The organism is Coprococcus ammoniilyticus (genome assembly GCF_025567345.1).
GTDB lineage: Bacteria > Bacillota > Clostridia > Lachnospirales > Lachnospiraceae > Coprococcus > Coprococcus ammoniilyticus.
This window is the reverse complement of sequence record NZ_JAOQJS010000007.1, coordinates 100931-123070: the sequence shown is the minus strand read 5'-3', so window position 1 is coordinate 123070 and position 22140 is coordinate 100931. Positions and strand designations below refer to the sequence as shown.

Here is a 22140-nt window from a genome sequence, read left to right as displayed (position 1 = left end):
AAAGGAGGAAAAACATGGCTTACGTAGATGTTCCCAAGGATCTTACAAATATCAAGACCAAATTTATTGGTCATTTTACAAAAAGACAGTGCATATGTTTCGGACTTGGCATTGTTGTAGGATTCCCTGGATATTTTATAGCTAGGGCCGCTATAGGGACGACGGCAGCTTTCTATGTTCTTATAGCAATTATGGCGCCATTCTTTTTGTTTGGAATTGTAGAAAAAGATGGATTGCCACTTGAAGTCTATATGCTTAACTTTATCAGACATACCTTTGCTTATCCCCAGATAAGAGTGGAAGAGGCTGAAAATATTTATGAGTATTACGATGAACGGCGAAAAAAGGAAATAAAAATGATGGCACAAAAACGTGCAAAAAGGAAAGGGGTGAAAAGTCCACATGGCAGACAAAAAAAGTAACGAGCCTAGAAGGGAAAATGGAAGAATTCCTACATATCAGACGGCGTATCATGGCGCAAAGAAAAAGGATCCTCTTACGAATCTTGCACGTATTATTGTCGAGAAATTTGATAAGCGTCGTGTGCCGGAAAATACGATTGATACGATACCATTTGATCAGATATATCCAGATGGATTGTGCCGTATAGGTGATAATTTTTATTCTAAGATGGTGCAGTTTTATGACATAAATTATCAGCTTGCACAGAATGATGAAAAGCAACATATATTTGCTGAGTATTGCCAGTTTTTGAATTACTTTGATGAGACAATACACTTTCAATTTTGTTTTATTAATCAGAGAGTGGACATGGAGGAGTATAAGAAAGTTATATCTATTCCAGATCAGGACGATGAATTCAATGTAGTAAGACGTGAATATGCGACATATCTAAGGAATCAGCTTGAAAAAGGAAATAATGGAATTGTGAAATCAAAATACTTGGTTTTCGGTATTGAAGCTCGTGACAGGAAACAGGCGGTATCAAGATTGGCAAAGATCGAATCGGATGTAATCAATAAGTTTAAGCTGCTTGGATGTAAGTGTGTGCCAGTGAATGGTTTGGAGAGACTTCGTATCATGCATGACTACCTTAATCAGGATTCTTTGGAAAAATTTGCGATGAAGTCGTTTAAGGATGTGGTTGAAAGTGGACTTACACCAAAGAATTTTATTACACCAACATCGTTTGACTTTAGAGCGAAGGATTACTATAAAATCGGAGATATGTTTGCAACGACAAATTTTCTTGTAATATCTGCACCAGAGATTTCCGATGAAATGCTTGCAGACATTCTTAATATGGAAGATGCATTAAGCGTCACAATGCATATTGATACACTTAATCAGACAGAAGCTATGAAATATATTAAAGGTAAGCTGTCCGATATCAATAAGATGAAGATTGAGGAACAGAAGAAAGCTATACGAAGCGGATATGACATGGACATCATTCCGCCAGATATAGAAACGTATTCAGAGGAGGCTCATGGACTGCTTAAAGAAATGCAGTCGAGAAATGAGAGACTTTTTAAGGTGACTTTCCTCATCACCTCATTTAATGAAAATCTTCAGAAGATGAAAGACTTCAGATTTACACTTTCAAATAACATTCAGTCAGCAAATTGCGCCCTGCGTAAGCTGGACCACCAGCAGGAACAGGGACTTATATCATCACTCCCCCTTGGTAAGAATTTTATAAAGCAAAAGAGGTATTTAACTACATCTTCAACCGCTGTGTTTGTTCCATTTACAACACAGGAGTTTTTTATGGATTCCAAAGAGAGCCTTTATATGGGACTTAATTCCCTGTCCAATGGGATGATCATGGCTGATAGAAAGCTGCTTAAAAATCCGAATGGATTGATACTTGGTACACCAGGATCGGGTAAATCATTTGCAACAAAGCGAGAAATACTTAACACGTTTCTTGTGACCACGGATGATATTTTAATCTGTGACCCAGAGGCTGAGTATTATCCACTTGTGAATTATCTGGGAGGACAGGTTATAAAAATTGGACAGTCATCAAAGCATTATATTAATCCTCTGGATATTAACCTTAATTATTCAGATGATGATGATCCAGTATCCCTCAAAGCGGATTTTATATTGTCATTTATGGAGCTGGTAGTGGGTGGTAAGACTGGATTGAAGCCTGAGGAAAAATCGGCAATTGACTTTGCGGTGTCGAGGATTTATACAAAATATTTTGAAAATCCAGTGCCGGAAAATATGCCTATACTTCAGGATCTTTACAATGAGCTTTTATCACACAAAGAGGATCTGGTTTCGCAGCATATAGCACAGTGTATGTATCTTTATGTGGAAGGAAGTAACAATTTGTTCAATCATCACACAAATGTTGATTTGGATAATCGTATTATCTGCTTTGATATTAAATCACTTGGAAAAACACTGAAAAAACTTGGAATGCTTGTAGTTCAGGATGCAGTTTGGAATAGAGTAACTGTAAACAGAGAAATGCATAAGTTCACAAGGTTCTATATAGATGAGTTTCATCTGCTTTTAAAGGATGAGCTGACAGCAGCTTATTCGATGGAGATCTGGAAGCGATTTAGAAAGTGGGGAGGAATACCGACAGGAATTACACAGAATGTCAAGGATTTCCTTGCTTCAAAGGAAATCGAAAATATATTTGATAACTCGGATTTTGTGTATATGCTCAACCAGGGTGCAGACGATAGAGATATTCTTGCACAGAAGCTTGACATATCACAGCATCAGATCAAATACGTGATGAATGTTGGACAAGGGGAAGGACTCATTTTTTTTGGAGATATTGTTCAGCCTTTTGTTGATAGGTTCCCTAAGGACACTCTTATGTATACACTTCTTACGACAAAGCCGGCAGAGACTAAGACAGAGACAGAAGCTGCTTCAGAGCAGGCAGGTTAGAATTAAGGAGGTCGCCGGATGGGATATGATCTGAAGGGCAAGATGGCAGATATGGCAGGTGACACTCTGAAAAACGTAGAAGATGGTGGTAATAAACTATCTAGTGAAAATACGGAGAGTGCACAGAAACTTTCAAATAAAACCACGCACACAACGCTTGAAGCGAGTAGGGAAGTCAGAGATAAACTGGTAAACAGGAGAAGAAAAGTCCCAGAAACTAATCAAGATGCAGCAAATAGAATATTACTTCATAGTGAGGGTGTTTCTGATACAAAGTTGCATGATCATAGAAAGAAGTTACAAAAAAAACTCCGGCAACAGTACAATATCAAAACTTCTGTAAAGGGAGGTTTAAAGACTGATCTTAGAGTGGAAGTGGGTACTGAGAGTAAACTGCATGAAGGAGCAAAATATTCAGCTATTTCACAAGCAGCATCATTTGGTAAAAGAACACTTCATATGACAGATGATATGGCAAATGATGAAAAAGGTCTGGGAATTCAAAATGCCTGGACAGATGCAGCAAATAAGGTTTCGGATGCGGCATCAACAGTCTATTCGGTATCAAGTACGGCAAAGTATTGGCGTCAGCAAAGACGGGAAAAAGATATAACCAGGCTTATAAAACAGGAAGATAAGATTGCCAAAAATGCTATAAAGATAAATTACCAAACTGCTCTTGACAGGGCAAAAGAAAGTGATCTTTGGAAAAATAGCAATATGTATGATCGTTATCTGCAGAAAAAAGCTGTCAAAAAGAAGTATATGAAAAATGCCATTAAAGAGTATCAAAATGCAAAAAAAGCAAAAAGCACGGCAACTGTTACATATACGACAGGCTTAAATGTGTATGACAAAATTAAGCAAGGGGCAGGATTCTTGTGGGAGTCTGTTAAGGCGCTTGCTTCATCACCTCTAGGTAGGATAGCAATTGTATCAACTGCTGCAGTCGCATTGGTTATATCACTGATTGGAGCTGCTGGTCCGATATTGCTTATGTCATTTGGTGGCGATTCAAATAACTCTGCATCACAACCTATAATAGGCACAGGTTTTCCGAGTGCGGTTATGGATTGGAAAGAATGGGTTACAGAACGATGTAAAGCTAATAACGATGCATCAAGCAATATAGATCTTAATGATTATGTAAATGCTATTCTTGCGACTATTCAACAGGAATCAGGAGGTATTTCATCAAGTTGTGGTGGAGATCTCATGCAATGTAAGGAAAGTGGATTGTGGGATGACAGTACCATGCCATCTGACTGGACAACTGAGCAAAAATCAATAGACATTGGTATACGTGTGTTTTATTCCCATATGAAAACATGGGGTGTGGATGGAGCTGATGATTATGATAATCTACAAATTGTTGCCCAGGCATACAATTATGGTGGTGGCTGGCTTGGATTTATGAAGGGCAAAAATGCCACAAAATGGACACTGGAACTTTCAACTGAGTATTCAAATGAACAGGCAAAGAAAAGTGGTTGGACAAGCTATGGTCATAAAGAATATGGTGAAGAATGGCTTGAAAAGTATAAAAGTGGTTCATCAGTTGGAGGAGGAGCAATAGTTGTCGCAAATGGAGCTGCAGGAGTTATGCAGACAGCGCAAAATCAGATAGGTATTACAGAAAATCCAATAGGATCTAATAACGTTATTTATAACACAGACTATTATGGACAGGAAGTAAGTGGAGACTCTTATCCATGGTGTTGCGTGTTTGTCTGGTGGTGCTTTAATAAGAGTGGCAATGGAGATGCTTTTTACGATGGGGGCAAAGTAGCTGGATGTGGAGCAGTTTATACATGGGCACAGAATAATGGTTTATTCATTACAAGCACTGAGGCTAAGTATGGAGATATTGTTCTATTTGGAAACAATGAACATATAGAGGTTGTTGTGTCTAATAATGGAGATGGCACATTTACAACTATTGGAGGTAATACTTCAAGTGACGGCGTGAGTGGATCACAAAGTAATGGTGGATGTGTAGCGTTAAAGACTAGATATACAACAGGTGGATTCCCAATCACATCGTTTATCAGACCTAAGTATAAGTAAAAGGAGCAAGAACGTGGAAAGATACGAAGATAAAATTGCAAAGCAGAAGATAGAAAGAGATAGACAACAGGATAAGGTGAATAAGCTTACTGTTGAATATGAAAAGGTACGAAGTAGGCTTAACAAGGAGAATGCAAAGCTGCAGGAATTAAATGATAAGATAGATAGAACGGAATATTTCCTTTTTAAAACAAAACTCAAGGAGGTAGGATTAGAGGGAAATCCAGAGAGTGCTATAGACACTCTTATAACTGTCTATGCGCAGCATGTTGAAGTAGCAGGGGATGATAATTCTCCTGCTACAACTTTTTAGAAACAGGAGATGAATAAGAGGATGAATGAGATGTTAAAAAAATTAATTTTTTCTTTCGCATTGGTGGGAATACTTTTAGGAGGTTTTAAAGGTTACACCGTTTATGCACAGGATGATTCTGGATCCGAAGTTACAACAGAGACGACGACAGAAGCGACTACAGGAGCAACAACTGAGTCTACACAGACAACTCCATCTACAAAGGATCCAAACTCTTCAGAGACTACATCTGAAGTGGTGGTATCAAATGATAACAAGTATAAGGTTAAAATATCAATTGCTCTTGCAAAGGCTGGTTGGTATAACGATTCAGCAATGGTTAATGTTAAGGTTGAAAAAATCTATGGAGATAGTAAGTTCAAAATTAATACTATTGAGGCAAAGATTGGATCAACAGGTAGCTGGGTAGATATTACCGATGATAAAGCCATAGAGATTACGGAGAACTGTACAGTATATGTTAAAGTGACTGATATGAATGGGCAAGAATACGAGAAGAATCGATTTATTAAATGCTTTGATACAGTGCCACCAACATTAAATGCAGCAGTGAGTGAGGGTCTGTTGACAGTTCTCACATACGATACAGAAAGTGGAGTAAAAAAAATATATATCAATGAATATAGTTTTGATCCAGATGAAAATGGTGTTGTGTCCGTCAGACTGCAGAAATTTGATTCTACATATCAATACTTTTATATTTATGCTATTGATAATGCCGGAAATTCAAGCACGGTATATACAGTAAATAATCCCTACTATAAGGATAAAACCACGGAAGAAGGAAGCAGTGAGGAAAACACGGAGGATCCTGCAGATTCCCTGCCGGATAATGGTAGTGCAACTGTTACAAATCCATCAACAGGAGCAGTTACATCAGTAACAGATGAAGCTGGAAAAGATATATCTAAGACTGTTAATAAAAAGCAGTTTTATACAATAGTAACAAGGGATGGACAGCAGTATTTTCTGGTAATTGATATGTCAGCTTCGTATACAGACGATGATGGTGTAGATGTTACTCACGGAAATGGTACAGTTTATTTCCTTACTTCGGTATCTAATGATAACCTGCTGAATTTTGTTAATAGTGGTGAGCAGACATTGCCACAGAATTCTGTAGCCCAGGGAAATAATATAGATAAAGATACAGTAACACCAGATATGGATGAATCGACAACCGAAGAGAGTACTGAGGATGCTAATGCTGATGCAGACAAAAAGAAAGAAAGCAAAGGTTTGGGCATTTGGTTGTATGTGATTATATTTGGAGTAATGGCTATAGTGATTGTCGGATATAAGGCGCTGTCTGGGAAAAAGGGAAAGCCAGAAGCAAATGACGACGAGATGTATGGGCTTAGCGATGAAGATGACTTAGAGGAAACAGATGATGATCCGGATCAGGACGAGTAATAAATAATATGCAATAAGATACAATAGGTGGCAGTTGATAGACTGCCACTTTTTTAGGAGGTAAAACTATGAAATTGGTAATAGCAGAGAAACCAAGTGTTGCAAATAGTATAGCTGAAGTGATTGGCGCTAATGATACGACAGGCGATGGTTATAGAAGTGGAAATGGCTATATAGTTTCTTGGTGTGTTGGACATTTGATTGAGTTGTCGGAACCCGCTAGTTATGGTGAACAGTATGAAAAATGGACATATGATTCGTTGCCAATTATTCCAGATTCATTTTCGTATGAAGTGAAAAACGACACAATAAAACAGTATAAGGTGTTAAGTGAGCTGATGATGAGAGACGATGTTGAATCTTTGGTTTGTGCAACGGATGCGGGGCGAGAAGGAGAGCTTATTTTTAGGTTAGTTTATAACAAGGTTGGTTGTCAGAAACCTTTTGAACGTTTATGGATTTCTTCGATGGAAGAGTCTTCAATTAGAGACGGGTTTAATAATCTTAAGCCAGGAAGAGAATTTGATCACTTATATGAATCAGCTCTCGCAAGACAGAAGGCAGACTGGCTCGTAGGTATTAATGGTACAAGACTTTTCACCGTACTGTACAATAAGCTCTTGAAGGTTGGAAGGGTTCAGACACCTACACTTGCTATGTTGGTGGATCGAGAAATGAAGATTAATGATTTCAAGAAAGAGACTTATTATATAGCACATATTCTTGGAAATGGGATAGATGCGGTATCTGAACATATTGGTGATAAAAGCCAGGCGGATAGTGTTGCGAAAGAATGTAAAAATGAACAGGCAACTGTTACAAGTGTGGTAAAGGAAGAGAAAAAGATATCTCCACCGAGACTATATGATCTTACTACGCTGCAGAGAGATGCGAATAGATTGTTTGGATTTACTGCTAAGCAGACTCTTGAATATACTCAGAATCTGTATGAGAGAAAGTTGGTTACATATCCGAGAACGGATAGCCAATATCTTTCGGATGATATGGAGGAGACTGCAAAGAATGTAATAGAGGCTATTTTCAATTCGACACTATTTGATCAGGACATTATGTTTAATCCGGCTGTTGATCAAGTCTTAAATAGCAAAAAAGTTACAGACCACCATGCCATTATTCCAACGGTTGAGATTGTAAAACAGGATTTAAAAGAGGTTCCTGTTGGTGAAATAAAAGTATTATCGTTATGTGCTAACAGGCTATTGTGCGCTACAGCATCAAGACATATTTATAACTCAACAAAGGCGGAGTTTAACTGCAAGGGAAATATATTTAAGGTATCTGGTAAGGAAGTGATCTCGAACGGATGGAAAGATTTTGATGATATTTTCAAAAAGAAATATAAGACAACTGAGGAAAAAACGGAGACAGATGATGTAAATAAACTGCCAGATCTTACAGAAGGTATGAATATTCTAGTTGAAGATACAAGAGTCTCTGAGCATTATACACAGCCCCCAAAGCATTATACCGAGGATAGCTTATTGGCTGCAATGGATAAAGCTGGAAGTGAGGATATGTCAGATGATGTTGAACGCAAAGGTCTGGGGACTCCGGCAACTAGAGCAGATATTATAGAGAAACTTGTTAAAGATGGATTTGTGAAGCGAGAAAAAAAGCAGATGATACCAACAGATGATGGTATAAAACTGATTACTATTCTACCTGATGTGGTTAAATCCCCAAAATTAACTGCGGACTGGGAAAATGAACTTGCACAGGTATCAAAAGGTGAAGTTGCGGAAGAATCTTTTATGGAGGAAATTACCCAGATGGTTGGTAATCTGGTAGCCACATACAGTAGTGTAAGTGAAGAAGATAAGAGTCTGTTTAAGAAAGATCAGGAAGTTTTCGGAGAATGCCCAAAATGCGGGAAGAATGTAGTTAAGGGTAAATATGGGGCGTATTGTGTAGGCAAGTGTGGAATGGGCTTTGGTAGGGCTTTAGGAGTAACTCTAAGCGACGCTCAGGTAAAAAATTTGCTTGCCGGTAAAAAAATACTTGTGAAAGGAATAAAGAGTAAAAAAGGTTCTGTATACGATGCTTATCTAACACCAACAGGAATCGCACCATATTCTTATACAGATTCCAAAGGGAATGAGAAAAATGGTTTTCAGTATGAATACGATATGGACTTTCCAAAGAAAAAGTAGGAGGTACAGATGGCAGATAAATATTATAAAGTTGCAGATATGGCAAGTAGCGTAGCCGAACGTATTACGCAAAATGCGGATACCTGGACGGAATATTTGGAAACTGCGGCAAGACTTTATCGGTACGGATTCAAGGATCAGCTTCTTATTCATGCACAGCGACCGGATGCGACAGCGGTAGCTTCCATTGAGGTGTGGAATACCCGGATGCACTGCTGGGTTAATCAGGGAGCAAAAGGTATAGCACTGCTTGACGATACAAGAAAAAAGAAGCTCCGTTATGTGTTTGATATATCAGATGTCCACAAGTCGAAGCGTATCGGTATTTTCCCACATCTTTGGGAGATGAAGGAGCAGCACCATGAAGCAGTCATGAAGCGACTTGAGGATATATATGGTAAGACAGATGAAAAACGTCTGATTGAGAGCCGGATGATACAGATAGCGGAGCATATCGCAGAGGACTATACTCCGGATGTGATGCAGGAACTAGTGAATGTGCAGGACGATAGCTTGCTTTACGGACTTGATGAATACAATCTTTCGCTTAGACTGAAAGAGACGATGGCTTCCAGTATTGCCTATACGCTCATGGCAAGGTGCGGTCTTGATACGGATACATATAAGGATGAATTGGATTTTTCCTATATCCGTGAGTTTTCTACACTTGATAGTCTAAGTGTTCTTGGAGAGGCGACAAGCAGTATGTGTGAGCCGGTGCTTCGTGAAATATGTCAGGTAGTTGAGGATATTGACCGGGAAAATGCCCGTAGAGTGGAGCGGGAATCCGGTACTGTAGAAAAAGATGAAAAAACACTTGCCAATGGCAATAAAGGACAATATAATACTTTAAAGCGTGAAAGTGAAACGCTGGATAGATACGATGAAGAAGGAGGTACAGATTATGGAACTGACATACAGCAAGGAAGGGGATTATCTGATTCCAAACATCGAAGCGAACGAGGAGCCGGAGGAGAGCCTGACGAAGTACGGAATGCTCCGGGAGACATTTCTGAAGGAACATCACAAGGGGATTTACACCGGGAAACTCCTGTCTGGGACACTGACGGAGCATTGTCTGATGGTACAGAAACAGGCAGAGGAGAGATTCGAGAGACTGAAAAATCAGATGATGGAGAGCGAGGAAGTGACAGAGGAGCTAAAGAGCAGAGATCAGATGGAGTGGGTTCGCCAGATGAACTCGATAGCGAACAGAGCGGACGAGATCGTTCTGTCGGAGATAGTCTACAGTCTGTAGTAGAAGTTGAATATAAGCAGTTTTCTATTTTCTTTTATCTGGATGAACAGATGGGAACTATAGCAGCAGCCGAGGCAGGTATGAAAAGTATCGCTCCGGCTGCTTTTTCGTTAAAGGAAAGTGACATAGAGGATATCCTGCGTACAGGTGGTGGAAACAGTAACAGCAGAGAGCGTATCTACGAGAAGTACAGAGAAAACAGGACTTCATCTTATATGGCTGAGTTCCTTGCTGGAGAATACGGAACGTGCGGAAAAGGCTTTGAGATTGCCGGACATGAGATATCTGCATGGTTTGACCGGGATGGCATGAAGCTTGGATATGGACGAAGTGCAAGTGATGACTTTTTCATGAAGAAAAGCTGGGCTGATTGTGAGCAGATCATTGCAGGAATGGTGGAACAGGGGACATTCCTTGATGAAAACAGAGCCTATCTTGCAGATGAAACCGTGCGGCGTGGAGTAGCCGATAACCTGTATTTTTTCTTCCGTGACAGTGTTGGTGATATGTCTGTTGTAGATGGGATTGATGGACTTGATTATCAGAAAACAACAGAGATTTTATTTGAACGACTTAATAATCCGGAAGAAGCACAGAAGATAAAGACGGCGGTTGATAACGAGATAGCGGCAGTGGAACGTGGAGAGAAGAGTTTCCGGTGGAGACTGAATCCAAAACCTCAGGAACTGTCTGACAGAGTATTTGGTTATTGTGATAAGAGGAAAGAACTGCCACAGAGATTTGATACGGAAACACTGAAAGAAAGTTTTATCACACAGGATGAAATAGATTCTGTAATTACCGGAGGAAGCGGGTTTGCCGGTGGAAAGTTCCGGATACATCAGTATTTCCTTGAAGGACACGACCATAAGGAAGCTGCTGACTTTCTGAAATGTGAATATGGAACGGGAGGAAGCTCCCACGCCATCGTCGGCAGTGACCGGAGCAATCAGGATCACGATGCCAGAGGACTTTCCATCACAAAAGGAAGCCTTATGAATCCTTATGCCAAAGTCGTCCTTACATGGAAAGTGGTAGAAAAGAGAATCGGTGAACTTATTACCGAGGGAAAGTACCTTACTCCAAAGGAGCAGGAAGAGTATGAGAAGATACAGCTTGCCAAGGCACAGGCAGAACTATATGAGACGTCTGAAAAGACGATGGAGGATGCGATAGAAATCGTCAGTGAGTTTCTGGAAAATGAATATGGAAGTGTAGACGATGATTTTGATGATCTTACAAACATATCACTTGCCTATACGGATTTCCTTGATGAAGAAACGAACGTAGAACATCCGGTACAGGTGACACTTAACCTAAAGGAATTTTCTATAAGCACGTATGTGGATGACCTTCTGATCGACAAGAAACAGTACGAATCCCTGGATGATATTTATGAGACGGAACTGCAATATCTTTCATTTAACGATCTGGTATATCTTTCGGATGAAGATATAGAGAAAGTTCGTGACAATGAGGAGCTTGTGCAGGCACCACTTAATACGGTTGCATGGGATGATATCAAACCGGACACTTTAGGACAAACTGTCCAGAAGTTCCCGGAAGAGAACTTCCATATCGAGGATGAAGCACTTGGAAACGGATCGCCAAAAGAGAAGTTTACTCGAAATATGCAGGCGATAAAAACGCTGCATTCACTTGAAGATGAGAAACGTGCTGCCACACCGGAGGAGCAGAATATACTGTCCGGTTATGTCGGATGGGGCGGACTTGCTGACGCTTTCGACGAGAATAAGACGGGATGGAGTGCAGAGTATCAGGAGTTAAAGAATCTTCTTACACCAGAGGAATATGCTTCTGCAAGAGAATCCACACTTAATGCCCATTATACGAGTCCTGCTATCATAGACGGGATTTATGACACATTATCTCGTATGGGATTTGAAAAGGGAAATGTATTAGAGCCGGCAATGGGTGTCGGAAATTTCTTTGGAAGATTGCCGGAAGGTATGGCAAAGAGCAGACTTTATGGAGTGGAGCTTGACAGCCTTACCGGGCGGATTGCAAAGCAGTTATATCCAAAGGCAGATATACAGATAAAGGGATTTGAAGAGACAAAGTTTCCAGGGGATTTCTTTGATGTGGTAGTCGGCAATGTTCCGTTTGGTCAGTATAAGGTGGCAGACAGAGATTATGATAAACACAACTTCCTGATACATGATTACTTCTTTGCAAAGACACTCGATAAAGTTCGTCCAGGCGGTGTAGTGGCTTTTGTTACATCCAAGGGAACCATGGATAAGTTAAATGAGAATGTCAGAAAGTATCTGGCAGAACGTGCAGAGCTTTTAGGTGCGGTCAGACTTCCAAACACTGCATTTAAGGCAAATGCCGGTACAGAAGTTACATCAGATATCATATTCCTTCAAAAGCGTGACAGGATGGTCAAGGAGATGCCGGACTGGGTGCATACTTCGGAAGATGAAAAAGGTATCCGCATAAACAGTTATTTTGCGGAACATCCGGAACAGATAGTCGGACATATGGAGATGGTATCCGGTCCGCATGGCATGGAAAGTGCATGTATAGCAGACACGGACAGACCATTTAAGGAACAGCTTAATGAAGCACTTGCAAATATCAAAGGTGAGATAGGGGCAGTGACAAGAGAGCTTGATGAGTTTGATGTGGCAGATGAGGACAGAGTGCTACCTGCAGATCCGAATGTGAAGAACTTCTCCTATACAGTTGTTGATAACGAGGTCTACTACAGAGAAAATTCAGTTATGAAACCAGTGGAGCTTCCGGAAAGTAAAGCGGAGCGCATAAAGGGACTTGTTGCGATCAGAGATGTGACGAGAACACTTATCGACATGCAGATGGACGAAGCCTGGGATGATGACATTGAAGCAAAGATGAAGGAATTGAATGCCTGCTATGATGATTTTGAGAAGAAATTCGGTCGTATCAATTCCAGAACGAACAAGAGTGTATTTAGCCAGGACGCAAGCTACAGTCTGCTATGCTCATTGGAGAAATTTGATTCTGATGGCAATTTCAAAGAAAAAGCAGATATGTTCACGAAGCGCACCATAAAGCGTGCAGAGGTAGTCACAAGCGTTGATACAGCAAGCGAAGCACTTGCGGTTTCCCTTTCGGAAAAAGCAAAGGTAGATATCCCGTATATGATGGAACTTACAGGAAAGAGTGACACGGAGATAACGGATGACCTTGTGGGAGTTATATTCAAAGAGCCTTTAAGTGAGGAATGGCAGACTGCAGATGAGTATCTGTCAGGCAATGTGAGAGAAAAACTGTCTGTGGCAAAGATGGCGGCAGAGAAAAGTCCGGAATATGAGGTAAATGTAAAGGCACTTGTAGCGGTTATGCCGAAAGATCTTGAAGCTTCAGAGATAGAAGTCCGTATTGGAGCTACATGGATAAAGCCGGAGTATATAGATCAGTTCATGCGGGAAACATTCAAGACACCAGAATATCTGACAAGAAGCTATGGATTAGGTGGTGCGACTGTTGGAGTGCAGTATTCGGCAGTGACAGGTGTGTGGAACGTAAAGGGTAAAAATGCAGACAGAGCTAATCCGATTGCTAATTCGACATATGGAACCATGCGGGCAAATGCATACAAGATTCTTGAGGATTCCTTAAACTTAAAGGACAGCCGGGTGTATGATACCGTGCTTGAAGATGGTAGGGAAAAGCGTGTATTAAATAAACAGGAAACGACACTTGCAAGTCAGAAACAGGAAGCCATAAGGGAAGCGTTCAAAGACTGGATATTTGCTGCACCGGAGCGTCGTGCAGATCTTGTTGAGACATACAATAAGCTGTTTAATTCGATCAGACCAAGAGAGTATGAAGGAGCACACCTGACATTCCCCGGAATGTCACCGGAGGTTACACTCAGACCGCACCAGAAAAATGCAGTAGCACATCAGTTATATGGCGATAATACGCTCCTTGCACATTGTGTAGGTGCAGGAAAGACCTGGGAGATGGCGGCGGCAGCCATGGAGAGCAAGAGGCTTGGACTATGCAGAAAAAGTCTTTTCGTCGTGCCGAACCATCTGACCGAGCAGTGGGGATCTGATTTCTTACAGTTATATCCGGGAGCCAATATCCTTGTTGCAAGCAAGAAAGACTTTGAGCCGGCAAACAGAAAGAAGTTCTGTTCCAGAATTGCAACGGGTGACTATGATGCAGTCATCATCGGTCATACACAGTTCGAGAAGATTCCACTGTCAAAGGAACGGCAGGCGGCAACTATCCAGGAACAGATTGATTCCATCACGGAAGCCATTGCCCAGGCAAAGGCAGAGCGTGGAGAACGTTATACGATCAAGGAGATGGAGAAATCAAAGAAGAATCTGACAGTGAAACTGGAGAAGCTGATGGATTCATCGAAGAAAGACAGTGTAGTGACGTTTGAGCAGTTAGGTGTAGACCGGCTATTCGTAGATGAGAGCCATAACTATAAGAACTTATTTCTTTATACAAAAATGCGTAATGTAGCCGGTATTGCACAGACGGATGCACAGAAATCGTCGGACATGTTTGCCAAGTGCAGATATATGGATGAATTAACAGGCGGCAAGGGCGTGACATTTGCGACAGGTACACCGATATCCAACTCCATGACGGAGCTTTACACGAATATGAGATACCTTCAGTACGGCACCTTGGAGCGGATGGGACTGACACAGTTTGACGCATGGGCTTCATCGTTTGGCGAGACACAGACTGCGATCGAGCTTGCACCGGAGGGAACAGGATACCGGGCCAAGACGAGATTTGCAAAGTTCTTTAATCTGCCGGAGCTTATCAGTCTGTTCAAGGAGAGTGCTGATATCAAGACACCAGATATGTTAAAGCTCGATGTGCCGGAAGCGGTATATGAGAATGTTGTGTTAAAACCATCAGAGTTTCAGAAAGATGTGGTTGCTTCTCTTGCCGATCGTGCAGAGATGGTGCGAAACGGAGGTGTGGATTCAACCGTTGATAACATGCTGAAGATCACGAATGACGGAAGGAAACTGGCACTTGACCAGAGACTAATAAATCCTATGCTGCCGGATGATGAAAATTCAAAAACAAGTGTATGTGTGGAGAAAGCATTTGCCATATACGAAGAGGAAAAAGAGACAAAGGGGGCACAGCTTATCTTCTGTGACCTTTCCACACCGAAGAATGACGGAAACTTCAATGTCTATGATGATATCAAACAGAAACTCATGCAGAAGGGTGTTCCGGAAAACGAGATAGCATTCATACATGATGCCAATACGGAAACAAAGAAAGCGGACTTATTTGCCAAAGTTAGAAGCGGCGATGTCCGCTTTTTGCTTGGTTCAACAGCAAAGATGGGAGCCGGTACAAACGTGCAGGACAGGTTGATTGCACTTCACCATCTGGATGTGCCATGGAGACCATCGGATATTGAGCAGCAGGAGGGACGTATCATAAGGCAGGGAAATATGTACAAGGAACTTGGAAAGCCGGTTAAGATATTCCGTTATGTAACGGAAGGTACATTCGACAGTTATTCGTGGCAGGTAATTGAAAATAAGCAGAAGTTCATTGGACAGATCATGACAAGCAAGTCACCGGTCAGGAGCTGTGAGGACGTGGATGAAGCGGCACTTACCTATGCCGAGGTTAAGGCTCTCTGTACAGGAAATCCGTACATAAAAGAGAAGATGGACTTAGATATCCAAGTATCGAAGTTAAAGCTGCTTAAAGCCAACCACACAAGCCAGAGGTACAGACTGGAGGACAACATCACGCAGACATACCCGAAACAGATAGCGGCTCTTTCCGAGAAGATAGCCGGATATAAGGCGGATATAAAGACACTCAAAACCGAAAAAGCAGAGCTTGCGGCAAGAAGTGTGGCGGCAGTCGCAGAGGATGGCAAAGAGAAAGAACCTTTTGAGATACGGATAGGAAAGCGTGTGTTTACAGACCGTAAGGAAGCAGGAACCGCCCTGATCGAGATGTGCAGGAATGTTCATTCCATATCCACTCCGGTTAAGGTCGGAGACTATATGGGATTTTCGCTTGCTGTGACCTTTGAACCATTCCAGAAAACCTTTGACCTAAATATCAAAGGAGCAATCAGTCACCACATAGATGTTGGAGCAGATGCAGTCGGTAATATGACAAGAATTGCAAATGCCTTATCCGGTATGGAAACAAAACTCGCCAAGGTAGAAGATCAGCTTTCTGCAGTCAAGGAACAGCTTGAAAGTGCCAGGGAAGAAGTAAAGAAGCCGTTTGAGAAGGAACAGGAGCTTGCGGAGAAACTTGACCGCTTAAATGAGTTAAATGCACTTCTCAACATGGATGAAAAAGGTGATTCCGAGAAAGAGGAGGATTTAGGTTCCGAAGAGGTGGAGGATATCGAAGGAGATGGATATGGGGAAGTGCCGAGAGACAGAGAGGGAGATACCATATCAACACCAGAAGCACCCGTGCACGATGGCATGGCAAGAGGCAGCTCTGAAAAGGAAAAGGCTGAGAAGAGGCTGTGTGAAGAGGGCGGGTGTAAGCATGAAAAAGGTGAAAAATCTATCTTCGATAGAATATCAGACAAACATCAACAAGTAGCTAATCGTTCAGGAATAATAGGACATACAAAGACAAGAGAAAAAGGCGAAGAACTGTAATTGAAAGGAGGATGTACAGATGGCAATAGAAGATAAGAAAGATAGGGATATTGTGTTGCTGACGGGGCTTCCAGTTAGTGATGAAATGCAGGATGTGCTTGATAAATGTAGCGCAGGAGAGTATGTGGATATTGATGAGGTGAATGCAACGCCTGAGATGAAAGCTGCGGAAAGTTGTGTATCTAATTCAACACCAACTATTAATTTAAAGGACAGAGAGCCGATTCAGAATCATGTATTTGAGACGCTCATGAATTATGGATCCATCAGTCTTGATGAGAGTGGTAAGCCGCTTGTTGACAGTCATGGAAATACAATATATAATAATGATGTAGAAAGAGGCAGACGCCTTGATATCGTAATCGGTCTTCCCGCTTCTGGGAAATCATCAGCCATAGTAGATACAATTTCATATGAGCATCATTCCATGCTAATTGATAACGATGAAGCCAAACGACAGTTTCCGGAATTTAACAAAGGATGGGGTGCAAATACGGTACACAAGGAATCGCAGATTGTGGAACAGGCGGTATTTAAGCAGGCTTTAAGTGAAGGTCGGAATATTGTTCTTCCTAAAGTCGGAAGTGATGCAGGAAAACTTGTGAAATCCTATATATCATATGCCAAGGATGCAGGATATAAAATCAACGTTCATTTTGTTGACCTGGATAGAAATAAGGCACTTGGGAGAATGATGGGCAGATTCATCCATACTGGAAGATATTTGTCGCCTAAGCTTATAGATAAGTATGCAAATGAGCGTGATGGAAATCGCATCGCACAAGCATACGAGGAGCTTAAGATGATGGATGTGATTGATGGATATTCTAAGTGGGATAATGATGTAGGAAGAGGAGAAAAACCGATACTTTTAGAGGCAGCTAATTTAGATGATGACTTTATAAAGAATGCAAGAATGAAAGGAGACATGGAGAATGAAGAACGTAAACATGGACAATTTAACAGAGGCAGCGAAGATGACTTATGTATCAGCGGAGACAGTGCTGGAGACAGAGGAACGCATGAGCATAGCGGAGGACGAAATCCGGGCGAGAATGAGCGAGATGGAGAACCTGACGCCAGTGGAGAAATATCAGTTCCAGAGGAAGATTTACGACAAGTATCTGGTATAGTTGAAGAATTTCGGGCAAATACGAGAGATAAATTTCATGAGCTTGATGGAGAAAATTCTGAGAGCATCGAAACAATGGTGAGAGGACACATCGAAGATGCGATAGAGACATTTGGCTTAGACGCAAAAGTTGTTGATGTTGTGTTGGTTGGAAGTAGATCACGAGGGATAGAGCATGAGGAGTCAGATGTAAATGTTGTAGTAGAATTCTATGGTTCTGAAAGGGAAGATGCACTTTCTGATATTCTTAATGAGGAGGGGCTTTCAATTGCAGGAAAAACTATAGATATCAATACAATAACTAAGGATAGAACTGGAACACTTGAGACGTTTCTTCCAGAAGAAGAAAAATACCTGGCTGAGAAAGCTGCAGCAATGGAACAGACTGCGGCATCAAAAAATATGGTGGCTGATATGTCTATAGAACAGGATGCGGAAGCAGAGCTTAAGAGTAGTGATGAAAAGAAACGGCAGCATCCTGATCAGAAAAGAGGTGGGAAGTTCGCTAATTTTTCTATGCAGAAGAAGGAGAATAGTGAAAAGTATAACTTATATGCAGATGTTCAACATCCAAGTGGAGAGATAGATAGACATAAGTGTATTGCACAGTTTGACAACAAATCTCTTGCGCAAAGATTTTGTGAAAAACGTGGTTTACAGTGTGAGGATGTTACTGGAAACTTGGATAGTGTTATTAAGCATAAGAAGCAACTTGCAAATCAGAAAGGTAAGATATCTCCAGATAGAAATGAAAGGAAGCCAGGGAGAGGCATAGGAGATTAGAGAGGTAATGAAACATGGACAAAAGATCAGTCGAGTATAAATTGATGCGAACAGCAAATATAGTGTTTTTGTTTTGCATCGTCTTCGAGGTCGTTGGAATTATGACTGTAATGTTCTGGGGAACATTAGGAGCAGAAATGGCTATATACTTTATGACATTCGTATTTGCAGTATTTCTTGCAAGAAAGAATGGACTGAGTATAGTTGTAAAAAAACCAAATATAAGCACGTTTCTTCAGGGGATTGGAATTACAATTTGTGGAATTCCGGTAGCATTGGTGCTTAGTGCATTGGCAGCATTTATGTCATCGGCAGGCGTGGATACATCTGAAGATGTAACGATATATCCTATTTGGCTGTCTCTTATAGCATTTGCTGTTGTGCCGGCAATTGTTGAGGAATATGTATTCCGAGGTGTAATCTTAGGAGCATATCTTCAAATTGAAGAGCGAGCTGCGGTATTTATAAGTAGCTTATTTTTTGCAATGTTGCATTTTTCTCTAGGATCAGTTATGTATGGATTTATGTATGGTTGCATATTTGCGCTTGTAAGGGTTGCTACAGGCAATTTGATATATTCTGTAGCGATGCATGGTGTATTTAATATGGTGAATGTAGCAATGGCTTATATCGGTATAACAATGGTGCCTGGTTGGATCGTGCTCCTGGCATTTTCTGCAGGACTTGCTGGATTTATTATATTACTTATCGTGTTTTTCAAAAAAAATCCTGTGTCACTTTCCAAGAGTAGTTTTAAACGTAGACAACTAATAACAAGAGAAGGGTATATAACATTAATAATTTGCCTGTGTGTTACAGTTATGCTACTTATGATGTAAATAGGGGGCTTTCCGGGAGACCGGGAAGCCCTTTTTTGTTGAAATTCTATCGTATGTAACAATGGTCACGATTACTATACATTACAATAGTAGTTTTTGAAAGTTATTAAAAGGGAATGAAATATATGCCTGATTGATGTAAAAACTTTGACATATTAGATGAGCCGTGATAATATGATTATAGAAAAGGTGCTACCGATAGACGGTTAGTCCCTAGTAATTAAAGAAATGACAAAAATGCCGCTTCAGTTTACCAGACAGGGCGGCTATTTTTGTGTCTTATTATTATCCTTACCAAAGGAATATCCTATTCCAAAGCAGGTTAAGCCGAAGCTTACTACTGCAATAAAATCGACAATACTCATATGGCTTAGCCCTCCTTTCCTTTGCTTCCAGAAATCTGGTTTCTATGTAATCGGAGGGTCACAGTCCCTCCGTAGTGAAGGACTAACCGCCTACCGTGATATGGTAGCACCCATAAACAATTATAACAATAAAACGCTATTTTATCAATGTATCGCTTTTATATATCTTCATGATTTCTTCCCAAATAGGTATTTATCTCTTTTTGGTAATTTTGTAATTCATTTATTTCTCGCTCGTTCTGTCGTTGCTGATCTTCAAGCTCTCGAATTTCCTGTTCTGCCTGCAGCAATCTTTTTTGAAGTATCTTAATGCTGGAACTGTTGATTTGCGATAAATCTATATTACGGTTTTTAAGAGCAAATTCTGCATCGTGAAAGGCATTTAATTGTGTGTCGTGCTCCTGGTAATACATCTCCTTATCAGGCGCTTTAGCTTCGTTTATAGAATAAATTTTTAACTTTTTATATAATACACAATCATCAATAAAATGGCGCAATTCAGAAATTTCGTCTCTATTTTTGGATATGGATGATGCAAGATAATTATTTGTCGCTTTCAAGGATTTTATATGTCCACTTATATCAGTATACCGGATACCATAATTATCCATAAGCTCCTTTTCTATTTGTTGCATTCTTCTTGCATTTTGCACATTTGTCCATCTGTGTAATAGATAATTATCAGATGTAACAGGAGTAGAAACATCTCTTATGGATTTAATCTTCAGACTATTTTTATCAAGAGTTTTTTCCAAAGGAGTCATGGATTCGTATAAAGCTTTCTTTTTTGCTATTTTTTCTTTCGCTCTTTCTTTCTGCGATTCGAGATATGATAATCTTCGAGAAATTCTCTTTCTAATGTTTTCATCGGTATAGAATGTGCCAAGAGAGTAACCTCTGTGAAAACGGTCTTCATCTGGAAATTTGTACTTGGTTACAATTCCGTATTTTCGGGAATTACCCTGTTCGATTATTATGTTTTCAGCTTCTAATAATTCAATAAAATTTCCGAAAGATGAGGCTTTCATAATCGATCTATCAATCAATTTTCTAAGTTGGGTTTTCTTTGAGCCTGATGGATTTGACTTATCTTCTAGCCACTCCTTGTAATTTTTTCCTTTTCCTCTTTTTTTGTCGATTACACTGAGGCCATATTCACGGCATAGGGCATCGTTATTTTTTTGCAATGTGTGAAGTAGTGAGAGATTATCATCCAACCTTCTCCCCGTCATACCACGTTCTGCAGAACACATAACAAAATGATTGTGAATATGTCCCTTATCGACGTGAGTAGCACAGATGAAAGAGTAATTTTCTCCGAAGGTATTGTGCATAAATTTCATTCCAATTTCATGTGCCTGTTCTGGAGATACCTCATCCGTAGGGGCAAACGATTGTATGAAATGATATGCTAAAATCCCCTCAGAGTTACGGTTTTGTATTTTATTGGTTAGTGCCATTTTGAAACATAATTCAATATTTGAATCAGTACAACCATCGTAAGATACAAGAAGTCGCTCGTTAGTCTTATCAGGATTACGCACATAATTGATAGTTGCCCTTATATTTGCTTTAACTTTTATGATTTTGGTAATCGCCATCTATATCACCTACCCAATTCTCTTTTTCTTTAAATTTGATAAATTTAAATTTTTCCTTAGTTGTCTTTTTTACAATTTCTTGTATCTCAGTCATTTGACTTTGGAGCAGTTTTATTTGATAAGGAGTTACGGAATATGTTTCATTTACGGCTGCTGCAATTTGGTTGATGTTATTTCCTACACGGGAAATTTGCGTGGAAAAATCATATAAGCCAGACATATCAAATCTGTAACAATGTCCGGAATGTATATAGGCTCTAATTACCTGTGAGACAGAACTGTATTTTAAAAAATCTTGTTGTTGTTTCAGCATGCTGTATTCCTCTTCTGATATTTTTAGATGTATTTCTTTTGATTTTTTACTCATTTTCTTTTTTGTTCCTTTCTTTTATTTAGGGGTTTGGGGATGTGCCCCATTTCCTTTTTTGTATTTTTTCTGATTTGTCTATGGCGACAAATTTGAAAAAATGCGGTTTTGTGGATATAAAACCAATGCTTGCTGTACTTGGTTATGCCACGGGTGGCATAACAGGGCATAAAAAAACTGCTGTTACTATGGGCACACTTCTCCCACGGATAACAACAGAATTATTTACAACAATTATATGTCAATAGAGAATGTAGTGCAAGATTGTATTGCTAAACATTTATTGATTGATTGGAGAAAGTATGAA

Annotated in this window: 11 protein-coding genes; 9 read left to right on the top strand and 2 right to left on the bottom strand. The window is 40.2% G+C overall.

The genetic code is table 11. The features are described from left to right. Positions 1–14: 14 nt before the first annotated feature. The 9 genes from OCV60_RS12130 to OCV60_RS12085 all read left to right on the top strand — a co-directional run bounded on the left by OCV60_RS12130 (position 15) and on the right by OCV60_RS12085 (position 19500). The gene (locus tag OCV60_RS12130) at positions 15–422 is read left to right on the top strand and encodes a PrgI family protein (protein ID WP_055146316.1); all 408 of its coding nucleotides are present in this window, start codon (positions 15–17) and stop codon (positions 420–422) included. Beyond that, positions 403–2880 (top strand): VirB4-like conjugal transfer ATPase, CD1110 family, encoded by a 2478-nt coding sequence (locus tag OCV60_RS12125; protein WP_262530254.1) that lies wholly within the window; start codon positions 403–405, stop codon positions 2878–2880. The genes OCV60_RS12130 and OCV60_RS12125 overlap by 20 nt, the downstream gene beginning before the upstream one ends. 18 nt (positions 2881–2898) lie before the next feature. Beyond that, entirely contained in the window at positions 2899–4947 is a 2049-nt protein-coding gene (locus OCV60_RS12120; protein WP_055146322.1) for a CHAP domain-containing protein, read from the top strand. 13 nt (positions 4948–4960) lie between these two features. Then, positions 4961–5260, top strand: coding sequence for a hypothetical protein (locus OCV60_RS12115; protein WP_055146325.1), 300 nt, complete (start codon positions 4961–4963; stop codon positions 5258–5260). A gap of 30 nt (positions 5261–5290) precedes the next feature. Beyond that, a complete protein-coding gene (locus tag OCV60_RS12110; RefSeq protein WP_262530253.1) occupies positions 5291–6673 on the top strand; it encodes a CD1107 family mobile element protein in 1383 nt (460 codons plus the stop codon). A gap of 68 nt (positions 6674–6741) precedes the next feature. Then, positions 6742–8844 carry a type IA DNA topoisomerase gene (locus OCV60_RS12105; RefSeq protein ID WP_055146330.1) on the top strand — a complete coding sequence of 701 codons (2103 nt, stop codon included), beginning with the start codon at positions 6742–6744 and terminating at the stop codon, positions 8842–8844. A gap of 9 nt (positions 8845–8853) precedes the next feature. Then, positions 8854–16746 carry a DEAD/DEAH box helicase family protein gene (locus OCV60_RS13115; protein WP_082418078.1) on the top strand — a complete coding sequence of 2631 codons (7893 nt, stop codon included), beginning with the start codon at positions 8854–8856 and terminating at the stop codon, positions 16744–16746. 19 nt (positions 16747–16765) lie between these two features. Continuing rightward, the gene (locus OCV60_RS12090; RefSeq protein WP_055146333.1) at positions 16766–18661 is read left to right on the top strand and encodes a zeta toxin family protein; all 1896 of its coding nucleotides are present in this window, start codon (positions 16766–16768) and stop codon (positions 18659–18661) included. Between the two features lie 14 nt (positions 18662–18675). Beyond that, positions 18676–19500: a CPBP family intramembrane glutamic endopeptidase gene (locus OCV60_RS12085; protein WP_055146336.1), complete on the top strand. Its 825-nt coding sequence runs from the start codon at positions 18676–18678 to the stop codon at positions 19498–19500. A 523-nt stretch (positions 19501–20023) separates the two neighbouring features. On the opposite strand, the gene OCV60_RS12080 is transcribed toward OCV60_RS12085, so the two are convergent. Together OCV60_RS12080 and mobC are read right to left on the bottom strand one after the other, a co-directional pair. Next, positions 20024–21466 (bottom strand): relaxase/mobilization nuclease domain-containing protein, encoded by a 1443-nt coding sequence (locus OCV60_RS12080; protein ID WP_055146339.1) that lies wholly within the window; start codon positions 21464–21466, stop codon positions 20024–20026. Beyond that, entirely contained in the window at positions 21438–21833 is a 396-nt protein-coding gene (gene mobC / locus OCV60_RS12075) for a plasmid mobilization relaxosome protein MobC (RefSeq protein ID WP_082418079.1), read from the bottom strand. The genes OCV60_RS12080 and mobC overlap by 29 nt, the downstream gene beginning before the upstream one ends. Between the last annotated feature and the right edge of the window lie 307 nt (positions 21834–22140).